General features: G+C 71.5%; 20 protein-coding genes. 12 read left to right on the top strand and 8 right to left on the bottom strand.

The window, feature by feature from the left end; genetic code table 11:
• The first annotated feature begins 270 nt into the window (after positions 1-270).
• Positions 271-1,308 carry a zinc-dependent alcohol dehydrogenase family protein gene (locus AB6V29_RS16420; RefSeq protein ID WP_267788680.1) on the top strand — a complete coding sequence of 346 codons (1,038 nt, stop codon included), beginning with the start codon at positions 271-273 and terminating at the stop codon, positions 1,306-1,308.
• Between the two features lie 3 nt (positions 1,309-1,311).
• On the opposite strand, the gene AB6V29_RS16415 is transcribed toward AB6V29_RS16420, so the two are convergent.
• From AB6V29_RS16415 to AB6V29_RS16405, 3 genes are all read right to left on the bottom strand, one after another.
• Positions 1,312-1,677, bottom strand: coding sequence for an amino acid transporter (locus tag AB6V29_RS16415; RefSeq protein ID WP_267788682.1), 366 nt, complete (start codon positions 1,675-1,677; stop codon positions 1,312-1,314).
• Positions 1,674-2,306: an acyl-CoA synthetase gene (locus tag AB6V29_RS16410; protein ID WP_267788683.1), complete on the bottom strand. Its 633-nt coding sequence runs from the start codon at positions 2,304-2,306 to the stop codon at positions 1,674-1,676. The genes AB6V29_RS16415 and AB6V29_RS16410 overlap by 4 nt, the downstream gene beginning before the upstream one ends.
• 103 nt (positions 2,307-2,409) lie before the next feature.
• Complete coding sequence (locus AB6V29_RS16405) at positions 2,410-3,042, bottom strand: N-acetyltransferase (protein WP_267788685.1); 633 nt, start codon at positions 3,040-3,042, stop codon at positions 2,410-2,412.
• Positions 3,043-3,116: 74 nt separating this feature from the next.
• Here AB6V29_RS16405 and AB6V29_RS16400 point away from each other — a divergent pair, with 74 nt between their 5' ends.
• The 5 genes from AB6V29_RS16400 to AB6V29_RS16380 all read left to right on the top strand — a co-directional run bounded on the left by AB6V29_RS16400 (position 3,117) and on the right by AB6V29_RS16380 (position 7,437).
• A complete protein-coding gene (locus AB6V29_RS16400) occupies positions 3,117-3,758 on the top strand; it encodes a TetR/AcrR family transcriptional regulator (protein WP_267788686.1) in 642 nt (213 codons plus the stop codon).
• Between the two features lie 228 nt (positions 3,759-3,986).
• Positions 3,987-4,298, top strand: a complete 312-nt coding sequence (locus tag AB6V29_RS16395; protein WP_267788687.1) for a hypothetical protein — start codon at positions 3,987-3,989, stop codon at positions 4,296-4,298.
• A 347-nt stretch (positions 4,299-4,645) separates the two neighbouring features.
• Positions 4,646-5,506 carry an ABC transporter ATP-binding protein gene (locus AB6V29_RS16390; RefSeq protein WP_369359944.1) on the top strand — a complete coding sequence of 287 codons (861 nt, stop codon included), beginning with the start codon at positions 4,646-4,648 and terminating at the stop codon, positions 5,504-5,506.
• Positions 5,392-6,831 carry an FtsX-like permease family protein gene (locus tag AB6V29_RS16385; protein ID WP_369359942.1) on the top strand — a complete coding sequence of 480 codons (1,440 nt, stop codon included), beginning with the start codon at positions 5,392-5,394 and terminating at the stop codon, positions 6,829-6,831. The genes AB6V29_RS16390 and AB6V29_RS16385 overlap by 115 nt, the downstream gene beginning before the upstream one ends.
• 198 nt (positions 6,832-7,029) lie before the next feature.
• Positions 7,030-7,437 (top strand): NUDIX domain-containing protein, encoded by a 408-nt coding sequence (locus AB6V29_RS16380; RefSeq protein WP_369359940.1) that lies wholly within the window; start codon positions 7,030-7,032, stop codon positions 7,435-7,437.
• Positions 7,438-7,605: 168 nt separating this feature from the next.
• Here the strand turns inward: AB6V29_RS16380 and AB6V29_RS16375 are convergent, their stop codons facing one another.
• The 3 genes from AB6V29_RS16375 to AB6V29_RS16365 all read right to left on the bottom strand — a co-directional run bounded on the left by AB6V29_RS16375 (position 7,606) and on the right by AB6V29_RS16365 (position 10,653).
• Positions 7,606-9,093, bottom strand: coding sequence for an SDR family oxidoreductase (locus tag AB6V29_RS16375; protein ID WP_174799696.1), 1,488 nt, complete (start codon positions 9,091-9,093; stop codon positions 7,606-7,608).
• Between the two features lie 177 nt (positions 9,094-9,270).
• Positions 9,271-9,417 (bottom strand): hypothetical protein, encoded by a 147-nt coding sequence (locus AB6V29_RS16370; protein ID WP_210076720.1) that lies wholly within the window; start codon positions 9,415-9,417, stop codon positions 9,271-9,273.
• Between the two features lie 9 nt (positions 9,418-9,426).
• Positions 9,427-10,653, bottom strand: coding sequence for an acyltransferase family protein (locus tag AB6V29_RS16365; protein ID WP_369359938.1), 1,227 nt, complete (start codon positions 10,651-10,653; stop codon positions 9,427-9,429).
• Between the two features lie 221 nt (positions 10,654-10,874).
• On the opposite strand from AB6V29_RS16365, the gene AB6V29_RS16360 reads away from it, so the two are divergent.
• The 3 genes from AB6V29_RS16360 (at position 10,875) to AB6V29_RS16350 (ending at position 14,120) form a co-directional block, all read left to right on the top strand.
• The gene (locus AB6V29_RS16360) at positions 10,875-11,264 is read left to right on the top strand and encodes a hypothetical protein (protein ID WP_103207659.1); all 390 of its coding nucleotides are present in this window, start codon (positions 10,875-10,877) and stop codon (positions 11,262-11,264) included.
• A 103-nt stretch (positions 11,265-11,367) separates the two neighbouring features.
• A complete protein-coding gene (locus tag AB6V29_RS16355) occupies positions 11,368-13,203 on the top strand; it encodes a long-chain fatty acid--CoA ligase (RefSeq protein ID WP_369359936.1) in 1,836 nt (611 codons plus the stop codon).
• Entirely contained in the window at positions 13,200-14,120 is a 921-nt protein-coding gene (locus AB6V29_RS16350) for a DUF1295 domain-containing protein (protein ID WP_116239601.1), read from the top strand. Before AB6V29_RS16355 ends, AB6V29_RS16350 begins: the two co-directional genes overlap by 4 nt.
• A 12-nt stretch (positions 14,121-14,132) precedes the next feature.
• On the opposite strand, the gene AB6V29_RS16345 is transcribed toward AB6V29_RS16350, so the two are convergent.
• A complete protein-coding gene (locus AB6V29_RS16345) occupies positions 14,133-14,795 on the bottom strand; it encodes an ArsR family transcriptional regulator (protein WP_289940185.1) in 663 nt (220 codons plus the stop codon).
• 138 nt (positions 14,796-14,933) lie between these two features.
• Here AB6V29_RS16345 and AB6V29_RS16340 point away from each other — a divergent pair, with 138 nt between their 5' ends.
• Both AB6V29_RS16340 and AB6V29_RS16335 read left to right on the top strand, forming a co-directional pair.
• Positions 14,934-15,197, top strand: a complete 264-nt coding sequence (locus AB6V29_RS16340) for a DUF6458 family protein (RefSeq protein ID WP_289940186.1) — start codon at positions 14,934-14,936, stop codon at positions 15,195-15,197.
• Positions 15,198-15,250: 53 nt separating this feature from the next.
• A complete protein-coding gene (locus AB6V29_RS16335; RefSeq protein WP_369359933.1) occupies positions 15,251-16,267 on the top strand; it encodes a serine/threonine-protein kinase in 1,017 nt (338 codons plus the stop codon).
• Positions 16,268-16,276: 9 nt separating this feature from the next.
• Here AB6V29_RS16335 and AB6V29_RS16330 read toward each other — a convergent pair whose 3' ends face one another.
• On the bottom strand, positions 16,277-16,936 hold the full coding sequence (locus tag AB6V29_RS16330) for a HEAT repeat domain-containing protein (RefSeq protein ID WP_369359931.1): 660 nt from the start codon (positions 16,934-16,936) through the stop codon (positions 16,277-16,279).
• A gap of 95 nt (positions 16,937-17,031) precedes the next feature.
• Here AB6V29_RS16330 and AB6V29_RS16325 point away from each other — a divergent pair, with 95 nt between their 5' ends.
• A complete protein-coding gene (locus AB6V29_RS16325) occupies positions 17,032-17,820 on the top strand; it encodes a hypothetical protein (protein ID WP_267788700.1) in 789 nt (262 codons plus the stop codon).
• Positions 17,821-17,848: the final 28 nt, after the last annotated feature.

Raw genomic sequence — 17,848 nt, 5'->3', positions numbered from 1 at the left:
TGTTCGAGGCACACCACCCACAGGGCACCGCCCACCCACACCGGGCGCCGGGCGCCGCACACCGCCCCCCCGCACACCGGGCACCGGGCACCGGGCGCCGCCTACCCACTTGAGTGTCCAAGACACCCGGACGAAATTTCGGAACGTCCGGGTGTTTTGGACACTCAAGGGGCGAACGCGGCGTCACCGCCCGCCGCGCGACGACTCACCCCGAGGTGAGCGACCGCACGGAGCGCGGGAGCGCCGGGCACACGCGGGAGAATGGATGCCATGCGCGCGATGATCATGGATGCCCTGGCCGAAGCCCTCGAGGTGCGCGAGGTCGAGGAACCGAGCGCGCCGGCGGGCGGGGTCGTGGTCGAGGTGCACGCGACCGGCCTGTGCAAGAGCGACTGGCATGCGTGGGTCGGGCACGACGACGTCGCTCTCCCGCACGTGCCGGGACACGAGCTCGCGGGGGTGATCGTCGAGGTCGGCGAGGGCGTGCACCGCTGGAGCGTCGGAGACCGCGTCACGGTGCCGTTCGTCATGGGGTGCGGCGTGTGCGAGTGGTGCCGCGGCGGCGACGCGCAGGTGTGCCCCGACCAGCAGCAGCCCGGTTTCACGCAGTGGGGCAGCTTCGCCGAGCGCGTCGTGCTGCGCGCGGCCGACACCAACGTCGTGCGCATTCCCGACGACGTCTCGTTCGAGGCCGCCGCGGCCCTGGGCTGCCGCTTCGCCACCGCCTATCGCGCGCTGACCGGTCGGGCCAGGGCTCAGGCCGGCGAGTGGATCACCGTCGTGGGAGCGGGCGGGGTCGGGCTGAGCGCCGTGATGATCGGTGCCGCCCTCGGCGCGCGCGTCATCGCCGTCGACCGCACCCCCGCGGCCCTCGATGCCGCCGAGAGACTCGGTGCCGAGCACACGCTACTCGCCGACGGTTCCGACATCGCCGCAGCCGTGCACGAGCTCACCGGCGGCGGCAGTCACGTCTCGGTCGACGCCGTCGGCAGCGCGCAGACGGCCCGCGATGCCGTGCTGAGCCTTCGCCGTCGCGGCCGGCACGTGCAGATCGGCCTGCTGCCCACCGCCGATGGCGAGACCCCGATGCCCATGGCACGCGTGATCGCGTGGGAGCTCGACCTGCTCGGCAGCCACGGCATGGCCGCGGTCGCCTACCCCGAGATGCTGTCGCTCATCGAGAGCGGCGCCCTGCGCCCGCAGGAACTCATCGAGCGAGTCGTCGGACTCGACGACGCCGCCGGTCTGCTCCCCACGATGGACTCGGCCTCCCCCGCGGGCATGACGATGATCGACCCGCGTCGGTAGGCGTTACGCCCGGGGTTCGACGGGGCCGTCGTCGGCGCGCGGAGCCTCGGGCGTGGTCGGGGCACTGGAGGAGTCGGCATCCGGTGCATCCTTCGGCAGGAGCAGCGGGCGATCGATGGTCGAGGTGACCTTGGTGGGGTCGACCACCAGCAGCAACAGCGCGAGCGAAACCAGAGTGACGATGAACGTCGCGCCGGCCGCGACCAGCGCCACGATCAGTGCGCGCTGGATCTCGTCGGCGGGACGCGTCTGGAAGAAACCCATCGACATGAGCGTGACGAAGCCGGCGAACAGCGCGGCGATGAAAGCCAGACCGAGAAGCTGGACGGGCTTCATCAGATCGCGGCGGGTGGTGGGCTTGTCGGTCATGACGCGGCCTCCTCGGAGGGTACGGCCGGAACGGGCTCGGGGCGACGCGGAGAGAACCCCGCGATCGCGAGGAACACGGCGACGACCGCCGCGTACCCGCCGAAGAGTCCCACGGCGATGGTGATACCGGTCAGCGTGAACGAACCCGCCCCGGCGATGCTGTAGTCGAGCGCGTACTGCTGGATCGGGAGCATCAGCACCACCCCGAGCACGAGACTCAGGATGCCGATGAGCACGCCGTCGCGCGCGCCCGCGGCCCCGACCGTCTTGCGTTGGCGCAGGGCGCCCACCAGCTCGATGACGCCCGAGAGGATCGCCCAGGCGATGACGACCCCGAAGAAGACACCGGTCGTGCGCCAGCTGCCAACGCTGCCGACCAGGCCCGCCACGATCGATACGGCCGCGAGGAGGGCCGGCGTCAGGCGCTGATCGCGCGGGAAGACGAGCCACACCGACAGCACGAAGACGAGCCCGGTCGCGATCGCGAATCCGCTGAACACGCCCAGCCCGAGAGGGGCGGAATGGTCGGACGAGAAGGTGACCATCACCGCGGCGAGAGCGGCGAAAAGGGCGCGCGCGAGTTGCACGTGGCGAACGTCGAAGGCTCGCTCGGAAGAAGGAGTGGTCACGGAGGGTCCCGGAGAGACGGTGTCGATGGCATCCAGTCTATTCCTCGGCGCCTGAGCGGACTTCGTGGACGCTCGACGTCGAGACGCTTACCCGGGCCCCTCGTCAGACCGCTCGAGCGGGCACCGCCTGCCGGGCGGGAGCGGACGGGCGCAGCATCGCCATCGGAGAGGCCCCGCGGATGCCGCGGATCGGGGCGATCTCTTCGAAGCCGAGGCGGCTGTAAAGCCGACGATTGTCGGGAGTCGACGACTCGAGGTAGGCGGCCTCTCGCGTGACGTCGAGAGTCTCGAGCCGGGAGCGCAGGAGCGCGCCGCCGACGCCGAGTCCTCGAGCCTTCGGCGAGACGCCGATCTGCGCCAGGTACCAGTGCGGTGAGCGAGGACGGTGGCGGGCCAATCGCGACGACAGGGCAGCGGCCCGGACGACACCGGCGAGGCCGAGCGCCGACAGGTACCCGGGGATCTGGCGCCAGGGCAGGGACGGCGCGCCGGGGCCCTCCCACGCGGCGACCCCGAGGATCTCGTCGCCGCCGGCGCGGCGGGCGAGGTCGACGCTGCCGGTTTCGAAGGGGGCACCGCGGAGCATGGCCGTGAACAGGGTGGTGAGCCGCTCGAGGCGGCGGCCTCCGGGCAGGATCGCGGCCATCACGGGGTCGTCGCGGAATGCGTGCGCGAGCACGGCCGCGGCGGCGGGGAGGTCGGCTTCGCGAGCGGGGGTGACGTGCAGTTCGGTCATCTCGACCTCCAATTGGTCCGGGTGGATATATTCAGTATGCGAGACTCGACCGCCCCGATCGCTTGGAGAACGCCGTGAACACCGAGGCCCCCACTCGTGATTACCTTCCCCTCGAGGAGCGTCGAGAGCGCCTGCTCGACACCGCGCTCTCGGTCGTCGCCGATGCGGGGGCATCCGCGCTGAGCCTGCGACGGGTGGCCGAGCGCGCGGGCGTCGCCCACCGCGTGGTCACTTACGCCTTCGGGTCGAAGCAGGCCCTCGTCGAGGCCGTGCTGCACCGCGCGTCGCAGCGCGCGCTCGACGCGGTCTGGGCCGACGACCTGCCGCTGGACGGGTTCGCCGAGGCCGTGCGCCTTTCCCTGCACGGCCTCGCTCACGATCTCCGCCGCCACGAGAGCGAGTATCGCGTGGTGAGCGAGCTCACGGCATCCGCCCGCGCCCATCCCGAACTGCGCGCCGCGGCGCAGAGCGAGATCGAGGCGAGCGTGCGGGCCATCGCCCAGAGCATCGAGCGGTGGTCGGACGCGACCGGGCGCACCCTGAACACCCCCACGCCGATCGTCGCCGCAGCCCTCCGCGCGAGCGTCGACGGATTGGTCGAGTGGTGGTTGAGCAGTCACGACGAGCAGGCCCTCGACGACGTCGTCGACGTGCTGGCATCCGCCTTCGTCGGTCGGGAGGCCGCTCAGGACCGACCGGACACCGCCGAGCGATGAGGGCGAGACACCACCGGGGAATTCACGACCTCCCGCGCCGACAGCATTCGTCGATCGAGCACCCTGGCCGCACCTGAAGCCGTCGTCCGGTGTGCGGCGTCAGACGGATCGCGCCTCCCCGACGCCGAGCAGCCAGGGCGATAGCCTCTCGACGATCCCTCGAGCGGCCCGAGCATCCCCCCTCGACCGCGGCCGAGGGCATCGTGTCCGACACCAGAGGAGAACATCGTGACCACGCAGCCCGCACCCGCCGGAACCACCTACCCGGGCAAGACGCTCGGCATCATCGGCCTCATCGTCGCCTTCCCGTTCAACCTGATCGGCCTGATCATCTCGATCGTCGCTCTCGTGCAGTCGAAGAAGGCCGGGTACAAGAACACCCCCGCACTGATCGGCATCATCGTCGGCGCCGTCCTTCTCGTGGTGGGCATCATCGTCGCCATCATCGTCATCAGCGTCTTCGCGGGCATCTTCGCCGCGTGCGGCGACCTGGGACCGGGGCAGCACTACGTCGACGGCGTGACGTACACCTGCTCCTGAATCGCACTCGAGCACGCAGAGGGACCGGGCCGCACGGCTCGGTCCCTCTGCGTGTTCTGCGATCGCGTTCGAGACGGACGTCAGCGCGGACGACATCGGAGTGCCCGCGCCGGCGGTCACCTGCACCTGGATGACCGCCGAGCCGTCGGTCGGGGCGACGCGGTCGGCACCCACCCGGCGGACACCACGAGCACCGCCGCCGCCGTGACCGGGATCACGGTGGCCGATGTGCCCGGCGAAGGCCGAAGCACAGCGACCGGCGGCTGAGCGACAGATCGATCTCGAGGGGGACGCGGATACTCCCCGGGGCGGACGACCCCGAGGCCCCGGCTCGCTGGGATGGGAACATGACCTCCTCACCCGTGCTCACCGCCTCCGGCCTCGTCAAGCAGTACGGCGCGCTGCGCGCCCTCGACGGCGTCTCGCTCACGATCCGCGCCGGAGAGTCCGTCGCCGTGATGGGCGCCTCGGGCTCGGGCAAGACCACGTTGCTGCATTGCCTCGCGGCCGTCATCGCCCCCGACGCGGGCTCCATCGTGCTGAGCGCCCCCGGCGCCGCCCCGCGCGAGCTCGTCGGGCTGAGCGAGAGCGAGCGCGCCCGGGTGCGTCGCGAAGCGCTCGGCTTCGTCTTCCAGGAGCACCTGCTGCTGCCCGAGCTCACTGCCGTCGAGAACGCAGCGCTCCCCCTGCTGTTGAAGGGCCTTCGCCGACAGGATGCCGAGCGGCACGCCGCCGTCTGGCTCGCCGCCCTGGGTCTCGCGGGGATGGAGGGTCGGCGCATCGGCCAGCTCTCGGGCGGTCAGGCACAGCGCGTCGCGATCGCCCGCGCCCAGGTGACCGGGGCTCCCGTCGTCTTCGCCGACGAGCCGACCGGCGCCCTCGACTCGGCGAGCTCGTCGGAGGTGCTCGACGCCCTGCTGCTCGCCACGACCGGCCAGGGCCGCACCCTCGTCATGGTCACGCACGATGCCGACGTCGCCCGCCGCTGCTCGCGGATCGTGCGGGTGCGCGACGGGCGCATCGTCGGGGATTCGAAGACGGATGCCGCGGTAGCGCTGTCGCCCGCGAGTTCAGCGCCGCGATCCGCTGCGGCGTGGCCGGCCCCCGCGTCCACCCCGGCCCCGGCCCCGGCACCGGCCCCGGCCTCGACCCCGACCTCGACCTCGACCTCGACCTCGACCTCGACCTCGACGGAGGCGAACCGATGAGCACCGTCCTCCCCCTCGCCCGGCTGCTCTCGCGCCCCGCGCGCCAGGGCCGGGCGGCGATCGCCCTCCCGGTCGTCGCGTTCGCCGTCACCACCGCGCTGCTGCTCGTGGTCGCGGGCGGGGCGCGCATGTTCCTCGTGGACCCGCGAGCCGGGGCAGAGGGAGGGCTCTACGGCATCCTGGCCGTGCTCGCCCTGGTGCTGCTCGCCGTACCGCTCGTCACCCTCGGCGCGGCTGCCGCGCGCCTGACGAGCCGCCGCCGCAACGACCGCCTCGCAACGCTGCGCCTGCTCGGCGCGAGCACACGCGAGCTGTGGTCGCTGACCGTGCTCGAGGCGACCGCGATCGCGACCGCGGGGGCCCTCGCCGGAGTGCTGCTGTACGCCGCCCTCCTTCCCCTCGTCGGGCTGCTGCCGTTCTTCGGCGGGCCGGTCGGCGTCGGTGCCGTGGTCGTCGACCCGCCGTTGGGGGCCGGGGTGCTGGCATCCGTGGTGCTCATCGGCGCGGCGAGCGCGGCCGCGAGCCTGCGCGGGGTCGCCGTCACCCCGCTCGGCGTGCGCACACGCAGCGAGGCGCCGGCGAAGAAGACCACGGCGTTCGTCGTCGGGGCGGTGCTCATCGTGGGGGTCGTGGCGCTCGTGGGGAACCTCGGCACTCTGGCCCCGTTGCTGGGGCCGGCCGTGACCCTCGTCGTGCTGCTCGGCCTCTTCGCCGGGGCCCTCGCTCTGCTCAACCTCATCGGCGCCCCGATCGTCGCCGCCCGCGGGCGCGCGATGGCCCGGCGCGCCCGCTCCGCCGCCGAGCTCGTCGCCGGCCGAGAGCTCGCCGCCCACGCGGGTCCCGCCTGGCGCCGCGTGTCAGGCATGGCGCTCGTGTCGTTCATCGCGGTCGTCGCCGGGTGCGGTCTCGCGATCGCCGACGCCGCCGCCGAAGCCGGCCCCCTCATGGCCGACATCCGCACGGGCGTTCTCGTGACCCTCGGCATCGCCTTCGTCCTGCTCGCCTGCGCGGTGGGGGTGACGCAGGCGGCATCGGTGCTCGAGGAGCGCGAGCTGATCGTGGGCCTTGATCGCCTCGGCATCCCGGATGCCGAGCTCCGCCGCGCCCGCCGCATCACCGTCATGGTGCCGCTGCGGTGGGCCGCCGTGGGAGGCGCGGTTCTCGGCCTGATGCTCGCGTTCCCCCTCGTCGGGATCAGCCTGATCGTCGCGCCACTCTCGGTGCTCACGATCGCGCTGACCTTCGCCGCGGGCTTCGCGCTGGTGGCCGCGGCACTGGCGTCGACGCGGCCGATCGTCACCGGCATCCGCCGCGGCGCCCTCTGACCCGCGGGCCCGTCGCGCGGCGCCCGTCGAATGTTGAGTGTCCAAAACACCCGGACGATTCCGCAAAACGTCCGGGTTTCTTGGACACTCAACGCCTATGCCCACGCCCACGCCGACTCAACGCCCACGCCCACGCCCCCTCCGCGCCCACGCCCCCTCCGCGCCGAGAGGGCGGCTCCCGGGTGCTAGCGTGCCGAGGTGATCCCGGATGCCACTTCCCCGCGCCGTATCCATGTTTCGGCCGCGGTCATCACCGACGCCGAGGGGCGCCTGCTGCTCGTACGCAAGGCCGGCACGACGGCGTTCATGCAGCCCGGCGGCAAGCCCGAGGTCGGCGAGACGCCCGCCGAGACGCTCGCGCGCGAACTGGCCGAAGAGGTCGGCCTGCGCGTCGACCCCGCGTTGCTCGAACCCCTCGGCTCCTACGCCGCGAGCGCGGCGAACGAACCGGGCTTCGAGGTCGTGGCCGAGGTCTTCCGCGTCGACATCGGCGACCAGGAGCCGACACCGGATGCCGAGATCGCCGAGCTCCGCTGGGTCACCGCGGCCACGGCATCCGGTCTCGAGATCGCCCCTCTCACCCGCGAGTACTTCCTGCCCGCCTGAGGCCCTCGCGACCCGAACGCGCGTTGAGTGTCCAAAACACCCGGACGGATTCGAAAGTCGTCCGGGTGTTTTGGACACTCAACCGGGCCGGGCCGGGCCGGGCCGAGCCGGACCGGGCGCGGCACCGGAGCGGGCGCCGGGCACGCCCCGCGCCCACCCCGCGGCGCCTTACCAGCTGCCCTTGCTGTAGTCCTTCAAGAAGATCCCGAACAGGTCTTCGCCGGCCTCGCCGCGCACGATCGGGTCGTACACGCGGGCGGCGCCGTCGACGAGGTCGAGCGGGGCGTGGAAGCCCTCCTCGGCCAGGCGCACCTTGGTGAAGTGGGGCCGCTCGTCGGTGATCCAGCCGGTGTCGACCGCGGTCATGAGGATGCCGTCCGACTCGAACATCTCGCGCGCGCTCGTGCGCGTCAGCATGTTCAGCGCGGCCTTGGCCATGTTGGTGTGCGGATGGCCGGGGCCCTTGTAGCCGCGGCCGAACACGCCCTCCATCGCCGACACGTTGACGATGTACTTGCGACGCGCGGTCGATGCGGCCATCGCGGGGCGCAGTCGGCTGACGAGCAGGAACGGCGCGGTCATGTTGGCGAGCTGCACCTCGAGCATCTCGAGGGGCTCGACCTGGTCGACGTGCTGCGTCCAGCTGTTGATGCGGTCCTCGTCGGGAACGAGTCCGCCCGCGTCGATCGCCGTGCCGGCGGCCAGACGCTCGAGCGACGACGAGCCCGCGGCCATCGCCTCGGCGGTCAATTCGTCGGCGGTGCGCGCGGCCGACGCGAGGATGGGGTGCGCCGACACCGACTGCGCGAGGGCGAGCGGGTGGGCGTCGTTCGTGTGGCCGAAGGTGACCAGTTCGGGCAGCGGTCCGTCGGGGAGCGGTGCGAGCTCGGCATCCACCAGGGGTTTGTACGCCCCCGGAGACCGCCGCACCGTTTGAGCTGCGTTGTTGATGAGGATGTCGAGAGGGCCTTCGGATGCCACCGACTCCGCCAACCCGATCACCTGGGCGGGGTCGCGCAGGTCGATGCCGACGACCTTGAGGCGGTGGATCCATTCGGCACTGTCGGGCAGCGACGAGAAGCGGCGCACGGCATCGCGCGGGAAGCGCGTGGTGATGGTCGTGTGAGCGCCGTCGCGCAGCAGCCGCAGCGCGATGTACATGCCGATCTTCGCGCGGCCGCCGGTGAGCAGGGCCCGCTTGCCGGTGAGGTCGGTGCGGGCGTCGCGCTTGGCGTGGCTCATGGCCGCGCAGTCGGGGCAGAGCTGGTGGTAGAACGCGTCGACCAGCGTGTAGTCCTGCTTGCAGATGTAGCAGGCGCGCGCCTTGATCAGCTCGCCCGCGAACGGCATCTCGGTGCGGGCCTGCAGCGGGATGCCGCGCGTCTCGTCGTCGATGCGGTCGGCGGCGCCCGTGGCGGTCGCGGCCACGACCGCGCGATCGGCTTCGGCGATGCGCTGGCGCTTCTCTTTGCGCGACTGGCGTTTGACGTCCTTGTAGAGCTTCCCGGTCTGGCGGCGCAGGGCGATGTACGCGGGATCCTCGGGGTCGAGCGAGGACGCGGCGTCGATGACGCGCAGCGCGATCTCGAGCTCGGTCGGATCGATGGATACCGCCCGCGCGGCATCGCGGTCGGGGTTCAGCTGTGTTTCGGGCACAGGGAAGTGTACCGAGGCGAATCTGGACGATCGGTGGGCCGGGCGTGTCGCGGCCCGGACCGCCGCGTCACGAAAACAGGGGATGCCACCAGAACAGGACGATTCGCCGTGAAACGGCCTGTTCTCAGCGAATCCCCTGTTCTCGACGCAGGCCCCCGGGAGCGGTCGGGCGCCGCGTCAGCGCTGCCCGGACTCGACCCAGCGGGTGTGCGCCTTCAGCGCGTGCAGTACCGCGAGACGCACGGCGACGTACAGCACCGCGCCGATCGCGACCAGGGCCACGCCCCAGGTGAGCAGAAGGATCAACATGTGCGCCCCGAACATCCCGCGAGCCTAGCGGGAGGCGGGGGAAGCGGTAGTCGACGCGCGCGCCTCTCCCCCGACCGCAGCGCCCGTGCCCTCCGACACGTGCCGCGACCGGTCGTACCGCAGCAGCCACTTCTGCGCCGGGATCTCGACGGCCCGGTGCAGCACCCACGCGATCGCGAGCGCGATGGAGAAGGCGGCGAGCGCGAGCAGCAGCGCGTGCCGCCACGGCAGTTGCGGGTGGCCGTCGGGCCACGACGACGACACCGACGCGATCACGAGCAGGTGCACGAGGTAGAAGGCGAACGACACGCGTCCGAGCTCCTGCCAGAGCGGACGGGCGAGGAACGTCGACCCGCCGTGCGCGTCGGCCGCGGCGAGCGAGGCGACGAGCAGCGCGAACGACCCCACGGTCGCGGCGAGCCCCGGGTGGATGTCGGTGCCGGGGATCGGTGGCGCCTCCGACAGGGCGTAGCCCACGACGGCGAGAGGGAGCGTGTAGCGCAGCTTCCACGGCATCCAGGCTCCGCTCTTCAGGAGCAGCGCGAGGGTGACGCCCAGCACGAACTCGGGCAGGCGGAGCAGCGGAGTGGATGCCGCCGACATCGGCAACGGCGAGATCGCAGCGATCTGCGGGGCCAGGGCGACGAGCACGAGGGATGCCACGACCACGCCGCCCCGCGCGCGGTTCGAGAGGCGCACGAGCGGACGGATGAGGAACGGGAAGCTCAGGTAGAAGAACGCCTCGCACACGAGCGACCAGCTGGCGGGGTTTCCGGCCTGCCACCAGTCGGGCACCCAGCCGTTGACGAGGAGGACGTTCGCGACCAGGGGCGCCCGTCCCGCGGTCCGGATCTCGGGGACGAGGGTCGCCGCGGCGACCAGAGCCAGTCCCACGCCGACGAGATGCAGGGGGTAGATGCGGGCGAAGCGGTGCCAGTAGAACGACCCGGCGCTCTGCTGCGGCTTGTGACCCCAGGCGAGCACGAAGCCCGAGAGGATGAAGAAGAGCGTCACGCCGGTCTTGCCGGCTTCGAAGACGAAGGCCCAGACGGTTCCGGCGGTGCCGCCGAAGTACTCGACCGCCATGAGGTGGTGACCGAAGATCAGCATTGCCGTCGCCCAGCGGAGCCCTGTCAGAGAGGGCAGGTGGCGCGCGGGGTTCGCGGGGTTCGCGGGGTTCGCGGGGTTCGCGGGGTTCGCGGGGCGGGATGCCGTCGCCGGAGCCGTCACGCGAGGAGCGGGTGCCGTCAAGGTACTGATCGTCGTCGCCTCCGTGTCGTCTCGCTCGCCGGCGATCAGCGACCCGTGCGGGGCGCACGAGTCCACACCGACGCGAGAGAAAATACCGGCCGAGTGCCAAGAAAAGCCTGAAAGGCCCGGGGGTTGACGGCGACAGCCTCCCTTCTCCTGGACGAGGAGCGGACCCGGTGGATAGCCTGGCGACTCCGCGCCACGCAGGGGGAAGAGGGCAGATGGCCTCGCGTTCGATCGACCCGGTTCCGCCCGAGAAGCTCGCCCGCCGCGCGCGGGTTCTCGCGTTCGTGCTGGCGCCGATCTTCGCCGTCGTCGCGGTCATGTACCTGTGGATCGGTCTGGACGAGCCCACCCTCCTGGCGGGCGGGGTGACAGTCGGGCTGCTCAGCGTGCTGTGGCTGCTGGCCGCCGTTCGCCCGTCGCCGAACGTGCACCTCGCGGCCCTGGCGGTGGCAGGAGGCGGGGGCGTCATCGCCGCCGTGGTGGCGTTCGCTTCGATCTCGGCGACGAACGGCCTCTCGGTCACGTATCTGATCGGGGTGGTCATCAACATCGCCATCGGCTACTTCTTCGTGCGCCTGACCGTGCGGGCCCTCAGCGCCCCCTGAGCCCGCGCGCGGGAAGCCCCGACCGGCAATCCGAACCGAGCACGCCTCCGAAATGATCTCGGCGGCCCCCCACCCGAGGACCGCGCACTCGCCCGGAGGAATGATGTTCGAGACGCACACGCCCGCTTTGGCGCGCCTGGACGCGTTCACCAACGTGACCGATCTGCTCGTCCGCCGTGCGGAGGAAGCCCCCGATCACATCGCCTTCGAGGTGCCGACCGACAGCGGGTGGAAGCCGGTGACCACCGCGGCCTTCCTCGATGCCGTCCGCGCGCTCGCGAAGGGAATGATCGGCGTCGGCCTGCAGCCCGGCGACACCGTGGCCATCATGGCGCCGACGCGCTACGAGTGGGCCGTCGCCGATCTCGCCACCTGGTTCGCCGGGGGCGTGGTCGTTCCCGTGTACGACTCGTCGTCGGCCTCGCAGGTCGATGCGATCGTGCGCGACGCCGGCGTGCGCCTCGCGGTGGCCGGAACCCGCGCGCACTCCGACCTCCTCACCGACGCACTCGCGCAGGCCGGGGACGAGACGCTCGGCACCTGGGCGATGGCGGGCGTCGAGAACGTCCCCTCGCTCGACGAGCTCAGCGCTCGGGGTGCCGATGTCTCCGAGGCCGAGCTCGAGAGCCGCCGCATCCGCGCCGGCCACGACGATCCGGCGACCATCGTCTACACCTCGGGAACGACCGGCGAGCCCAAGGGCGCCGTGCTCACGCACGCGAACTTCCTCGGTCAAGTGCTCAACATCGCCGCCGCGTACCGCGAAGTGGTGAACCCGCAGGGCAACACGATCATCTTCCTCCCGCTCGCCCATGTGCTCGCGCGCGGCCTGCAGCTCATCTGCATCGCGAGCGGCATGCGCATCGCGCACCTCTCCGAGCCGGCGCAGGTCGTGCCCGCCCTCGCCGTGCTGCACCCGACCTTCCTCGTGGCGGTTCCTCGCGTCCTGCAGAAGATCCAGTCGGCCGCGGGCGAGAAAGCCGCCGAGAAGCACCTCGGCCGGTTGTGGGCTCGCGCCGTCGCCACCGCGATCCTCGGCGGGCGGTTCGAAGAGTTCCGGGATGCCGGCCACCCGCGCCGCGCTCCCCTCGGCTTCCGGGTGCGAAAGGCCGTCTTCGACGCGCTTTTCTACGCGCGGCTCCGTTCCGTGATGGGTGGGCGGGTCGGGTACATCCTGTCGGGAGGGGCGACCCTCGATCGCGACCTGTCGCTGTTCTTCCGGGGCATCGGGGTCCCGGTCATCGAGGGCTACGGCCTCACCGAGACGACCGCGCCGCTGACCGGCAACCTGCCGGGGCGCATCGCCTCGGGCACAGTGGGACTCCCCCTTCCCGGATCGACCGTGCGCATCAGCCCGCAGGGAGAGGTGCTCGCCCGCGGTGTGGGCGTGTTCTCGGGGTACCGCGACCCCCGTCACGATGCCGATGCATTCGTGGACGGTTTCTTCCGCACGGGCGACCTCGGTCGCATCGACGACTCGGGGCGGGTCATCCTCGAGGGCCGCCTGAAAGACGTCATCGTCACCTCGAACGGCAAGACGGTGGTGCCCGCCCGCTGGGAGGGCGCGGTCGAGGCGAGTCCGCTCGTGCAGCACGCCGTCATGGTCGGCGAGGGCAAGCCCTACCTCTCGGCCCTGTTGATCCTCGATCCCGAGCAGTCGGCCGCCTGGGTGGCCGCGAACGGTTCTACGCTCGAGCCCGGCATTCCGGGCGCCGTACGCGCGATCGACGACCCCCGCCTCACCGCCCACCTGCAGACCGCCGTCGACGCGGCGAATGCCCTCGTGTCGCGCAGTGAGCAGGTGCGCCGTTTCACCGTCGTGCTCGCCGATCTCGACGATCGCGAGCTCGTCACCCCGACTCTCAAGATCAAGCGCCGCGAGGTCCTGCACCGCGCCGCCGACACGATCGACACCCTGTACAGAGGAGCCGCATCATGACCGCACCCGTTCCCCCCACCTCGGAACGGTCCCCCGCGACCCGGAACCTCACGGCGCTCGTCGCCGTGGTGGTGGCCCTCGTCATCGGCGCGGGGCTCGCCGTCGCCGGAAGCTTCCGCGGTGCGCAGGTCGGCGGCATCCCGGTGTTCGCGATCGCTGTGACGGCGGCCTTCGTCATCCAGTTCGTCGTCTTCCTTCCCTCGGCCCTGCGCCGCACCGAGCGGTTCTTCGACCTGACAGGCAGCCTCACCTTCATCGCCGTCTCGATCGCCCTCGCCCTGCTCGCCCCCGCGCAGGACGCCCGCGGGTGGATCCTCGCCGCGATGGTCGTCGTGTGGGCCGCGCGCCTCGGTTCGTTCCTCTTCGCGCGCGTGCACCGGGCGGGTACCGACGGACGCTTCGACGAGATCAAGACGAACCCGCTGCGCTTCTTCCAGGTCTGGTGCATCCAGGGGCTCTGGGTGGCTCTCACCGCGTCGGCCGCCTGGATCGCCATGAGCGCGGATGCCGCCGACCGGGCGCCCCTCGACGGGTTCGCGGTCGCGGGGATCGTCGTGTGGCTCGCCGGGATGGTGTTCGAGGTCGTCGCCGACCTGCAGAAGCAGGCGTTCCGCGCCGACCCCGCGAACAGGGGGGAGTTCATCCGCACGGGCCTGTGGTCGCGGTCCCGGCATCCCAACTACTTCGGCGAGATCCTCGTGTGGGTCGGTGTCTTCCTCGTCGCCGTGCCCGTGCTGCAGGGCTGGCAGTGGGTCGCCGTCCTGTCGCCGCTATTCGTGGTGCTGTTGCTGACGCGGGTCAGCGGCATCCCTCTGCTCGAGAAGCGCGCCGACGAGCGCTGGGGCGACCGGTCCGACTACCTCGCCTACCGTGACCGCACTCCGGTGCTGATCCCGGCGCTGACCGCGCGGTCGTGAGGTGCCCGACGCTCACGCCGCGACGAGCTGCGCCGCAACCCGCGCGATCCGCGCACGCAGCTCCGAGACGGTGCGGTCGAACGCCTCCACGCTGCCGCTGTTCGCGGGGTCGCGGATCGACCAGTGCACGTCGTCGCGGCCCCTCATCTGCTCGTGCGCCTGGTCGCACACGCTGATCAAGAAGTCGCCGGGGCGCGCCACCTGGTCGAGCGCTCGGGGCCTGGCATCCGGGTCCAGAGAAATGCCGTGGCGGGTCGCTGCGTCGATCGTTCCGGGATTCACGCGATTGGCCGGGTGCATTCCCGCGGAGGCGGCGGGAATGCCGCTGTGGTCCGCCCAGATCGCCTGGGCGAGCTGAGATCGGGCGGAATTGGCGGTGCAGACGAAGACGACGCGACCGCCCACCGACGTGGGGTCGGCGGCGAGCGCCGAGAATGCGTCGGGGATCAGTTGCAGGTAGGTGCGGCGGCCGTCGAATTCGGAGCGCACCCGCCGCACGATTCCCCGTTCGTGCAGCACATTGGTGTGGAAGGCCACGAGGTTCGACTTCATTCCGAGGGCGGCCGCGATCTCGCTCGACGACATGTCTCCGACCGCCAGAAGGTCGACGATCCGCAGACGACCGCGGTCTCCGAGCGCCGCGAAAGCGTTCGCCCTGCGCTGAAGGTCGTCCATTATGCACCCCAAGAATGCGCCGCGCCATCGGTCGCAGCAAAGTCTTTTCACTCAGTAGCGTTTGAGCGATCGTGACCGGCACAGGTCCATGTCACCGGTCGCGATCACTAGACAATCACAGCAACGAGGGAGTTTCCCATGGGTATCGGCAGCGGCATCGCACTCTTCGTGATCGGCGCCATCCTGGCCTTCGCGGTCAATCTCGACCTCGGTGGCGTGGCGAACCTTCAGACCATCGGATACATCCTGATGGCCGCGGGCGTCGTCATCTTCGTGATCAGCCTGGTCTTCATGTTCCGTCGTCGCTCGGTCGAGTCCACCACCCGCTCGACCATCGATCCGGCCAGCGGCCAGAGCGTCACCACCCGTCGCACCAGCGACAACGGCGACCCCCTCGTGTGACGACCCCGTCCGAGCTCCACCCGCACGGCGACCGGCCTCTCGACAAGGATCCGATGGGCACCCCCGACGCGACGCTCCCGTCGCTCGAGGGCGCCTTCGCGGGGCGTTACCGGCTGATCGAGCCCCTCGGCTCCGACCGCGAGGGCACCGTGTACCGGGCGCGCGACGACGTGCTCGCGCGCGATGTGGCGGTGAAGGTCTTTCCTCTCGACCCCGACGAGGTCGCTCATCCCCGCCGGCGACTCGCGGCCGCGCGCATCCTCACCGCCCTCGATCACCCGTCGCTCGTGACGCTGTACGACGCGCACCTCACGCGCGAGGGGCATGGCTACCTGGTCATGGAGCTCATCCCGGGTCCGACCCTGCGCCAGCATCTCGACGACCACGGCGCGCTGGCTCCCGACGTCGCCGCGGGACTGCTCCAAGATGTGGCCGAGGGCCTCGCCGCGATCCACGAGGTCGGTATCGTCCACCAGCACCTCGAGTCGTCGAACGTGCTGTTGCGCCCCGAGCGCGCCGCGCCCCGTCCCTTCACCGCCGTCCTCGCGGACTTCGGCGTGACGCAGGTGCTCGGCGCCCGTCCCGCCACCGCGCAGACGCATCCGGATGCCGCATACCTCCCGCCCGAGCGACTGCACGGCGAGACGGCGACCCCCGCATCCGACATCTACGCCCTGGGCCTGTTGGCGCAGGAGATGCTCACGGCCGAGGGTCCGTTGAGCGGCGGCGCGATGCAGGAGCTCGTGCTCGGGCCCCTCGATTACGACCCCGAGGTGCCTCAGGGCTTCGGGTACGGCTGGGAGGTGCTGCTCACGGCGATGACCGACCCGAACCCCGAGGGGCGCCCGACCGCGGGCGAGGTGGCCGATCTCGCGCGCGAGTTGCGGAGCGGGCCCGTGCCGGCGGATTCCGCGGTCGTCGCCGCGGTGCCGGCGGACTCCGCCGCCGTGGCCGTCGTCGGCGCGGATGCCGAGCCCGTCACCGCGCTCCGCGCCGTGAACCAAGCCCGCGAGACGTCTGCGCGTCGACGACGGCCGCCGCTCTGGGCGTGGGTCACGCACTACCACTGAGCGCGCGGGTCACTCCTCGACCGGCAGAGCGCGCTGAGCCACCACACGCCGGGCCTCGACCGCGGCGGCGGCGAAGTCGGCATCCGGGTCGTCCATGATGATCGCCGTGGCCCGCGCGTGCGCGCTGACGACGTCGTACGGCGAGGCCGCGGCGCGTTCGACGGTCGGCTCGGCGCGCAAGCCGATCGCGGCGAACGCCCGACTCAGGCTCCGCTGGGTGTCGTGATCGCCCCGACCGAACTGGGTCGAGAGCTCGTCGGCGAGGCTCTCGTGCTGGTCGTCGGGAACGAGACCGGATGCCGTCCGCCAGGCCGCCCGCGCCACCTCGGGGTGTCTGTCGCGCAGCACCGCCGGCGTGATCGCCGTGTAGGCGATCGGGTCGCCGATCTTCGACAGGGTGTGCAGGGCCTGGCTCCGCGCCTGGGGGATCTCGGACCCCACCTCGGGGAGCAGGGCGGGCACGGTGCGCGCGGGGTCGTGGCGCGTGAGCGCCCACGTCAGCATGTCACGCACGAAGAAGTCGGATTCGACCGCGCACCGCGCCACGAGCACGTCGACGTAGCGATCATCGGGTCGCGTTCCCGCGGCGAGCGCGGCCTGCAGCCGGGCCGAGGCGTCGGAGTGCTCGAGGGCCGCGCGCAGCCGGTCGCCGGGTGTGGGGTCGGTCATGGTCGATCCCTCCTTCGGATCCAGCGTTTCACGGCCCGGGGCGGGGTGGGCCGTGCGGTGGTCCGCCCGGCCGCTGTCTTCCTAAAGTGGATGCCATGAGACGAACGTCGACGACGGCCCTCGGGCTCACTCTCGCCTCGGTCGGCCTTCTGCTGCTCGCTGCCTGCGCGCCGACCGGCGAACCCGGAACCGCTGACTCCCCCACCCCCACCGCGATCGCATCGCAGACACCGGCCGGCGTTCCCGCGGTCTCGTCTCCGCGCGAGTGCGACGACGTCGATCTCATCGCCGACGCGACGGTCACCGGCGATGCTCTCTCGGCGTGCGTGATCGCATACTCGCGCGCCGCGGGCAGCGGCCACCTGCACCTGCAGTCGGCCGATCTGACGGGCGAAGCCGACTTCGTCTTCGGCGACGCACCCGCGACCTCGGGATCGGTCACCGGCTCCGACGGCACGCACGACTTGGTGCTCACCTCCGACGAGGCGTGGGTGAGCTTCGACGGCGCGTGGGTGCGCGCCGACGCCACCAGCAGCGACTACCGCGCGGTCATCGCCGCCACGATCGGTGAGACGTACCGGGCGTTCGCCGATCCCTCGGCCGCCGCAGCGCTGCTCGCGGCCGCTCCCGGCTGGACGGTGCAACCCGATCAGGACACCGTCTCACTGCCCGACGGCACCGAGGTGCGCGCGTGGCGGGTGCACGCGAACGGCTCCTTCTCGGCATCCGGGGTCGACGTGAAAGACATGACCGTGTGGCTCGGCGAGGGGCACCGCGTCGTCGCCATCCAAGAGACGGGATCGTTCGGCGGCATCGAGACCACCACGATGCAGCAGTTCACGGGGTGGGGCGAACCCGTGAAGATCGAGGTCCCGAAGGGCTGACCGCGCTCGGCTTCCTCGGCACGGCCCG

The organism is Microbacterium sp. 20-116, assembly GCF_041079415.1.
GTDB lineage: Bacteria > Actinomycetota > Actinomycetes > Actinomycetales > Microbacteriaceae > Microbacterium.
The sequence above is the reverse complement of the archived record's forward strand: the minus strand, read 5'-3'. Positions and strand labels throughout refer to the sequence as shown.

What these genes read in the sequence shown, in the direction of transcription:
- AB6V29_RS16420 (WP_267788680.1), top strand. Translation starts at nt 271, where the DNA reads ATGCGCGCGATGATCATGGATGCCCTGGCCGAAGCCCTCGAGGTGCGC.
- AB6V29_RS16415 (WP_267788682.1), bottom strand. Translation starts at nt 1,677, where the DNA reads ATGACCGACAAGCCCACCACCCGCCGCGATCTGATGAAGCCCGTCCAG.
- AB6V29_RS16405 (WP_267788685.1), bottom strand. Translation starts at nt 3,042, where the DNA reads ATGACCGAACTGCACGTCACCCCCGCTCGCGAAGCCGACCTCCCCGCC.
- AB6V29_RS16390 (WP_369359944.1), top strand. Translation starts at nt 4,646, where the DNA reads ATGACCTCCTCACCCGTGCTCACCGCCTCCGGCCTCGTCAAGCAGTAC.
- AB6V29_RS16370 (WP_210076720.1), bottom strand. Translation starts at nt 9,417, where the DNA reads ATGTTCGGGGCGCACATGTTGATCCTTCTGCTCACCTGGGGCGTGGCC.
- AB6V29_RS16360 (WP_103207659.1), top strand. Translation starts at nt 10,875, where the DNA reads ATGGCCTCGCGTTCGATCGACCCGGTTCCGCCCGAGAAGCTCGCCCGC.
- AB6V29_RS16355 (WP_369359936.1), top strand. Translation starts at nt 11,368, where the DNA reads ATGTTCGAGACGCACACGCCCGCTTTGGCGCGCCTGGACGCGTTCACC.
- AB6V29_RS16350 (WP_116239601.1), top strand. Translation starts at nt 13,200, where the DNA reads ATGACCGCACCCGTTCCCCCCACCTCGGAACGGTCCCCCGCGACCCGG.
- AB6V29_RS16345 (WP_289940185.1), bottom strand. Translation starts at nt 14,795, where the DNA reads ATGGACGACCTTCAGCGCAGGGCGAACGCTTTCGCGGCGCTCGGAGAC.
- AB6V29_RS16340 (WP_289940186.1), top strand. Translation starts at nt 14,934, where the DNA reads ATGGGTATCGGCAGCGGCATCGCACTCTTCGTGATCGGCGCCATCCTG.
- AB6V29_RS16335 (WP_369359933.1), top strand. Translation starts at nt 15,251, where the DNA reads ATGGGCACCCCCGACGCGACGCTCCCGTCGCTCGAGGGCGCCTTCGCG.
- AB6V29_RS16330 (WP_369359931.1), bottom strand. Translation starts at nt 16,936, where the DNA reads ATGACCGACCCCACACCCGGCGACCGGCTGCGCGCGGCCCTCGAGCAC.
- AB6V29_RS16325 (WP_267788700.1), top strand. Translation starts at nt 17,032, where the DNA reads ATGAGACGAACGTCGACGACGGCCCTCGGGCTCACTCTCGCCTCGGTC.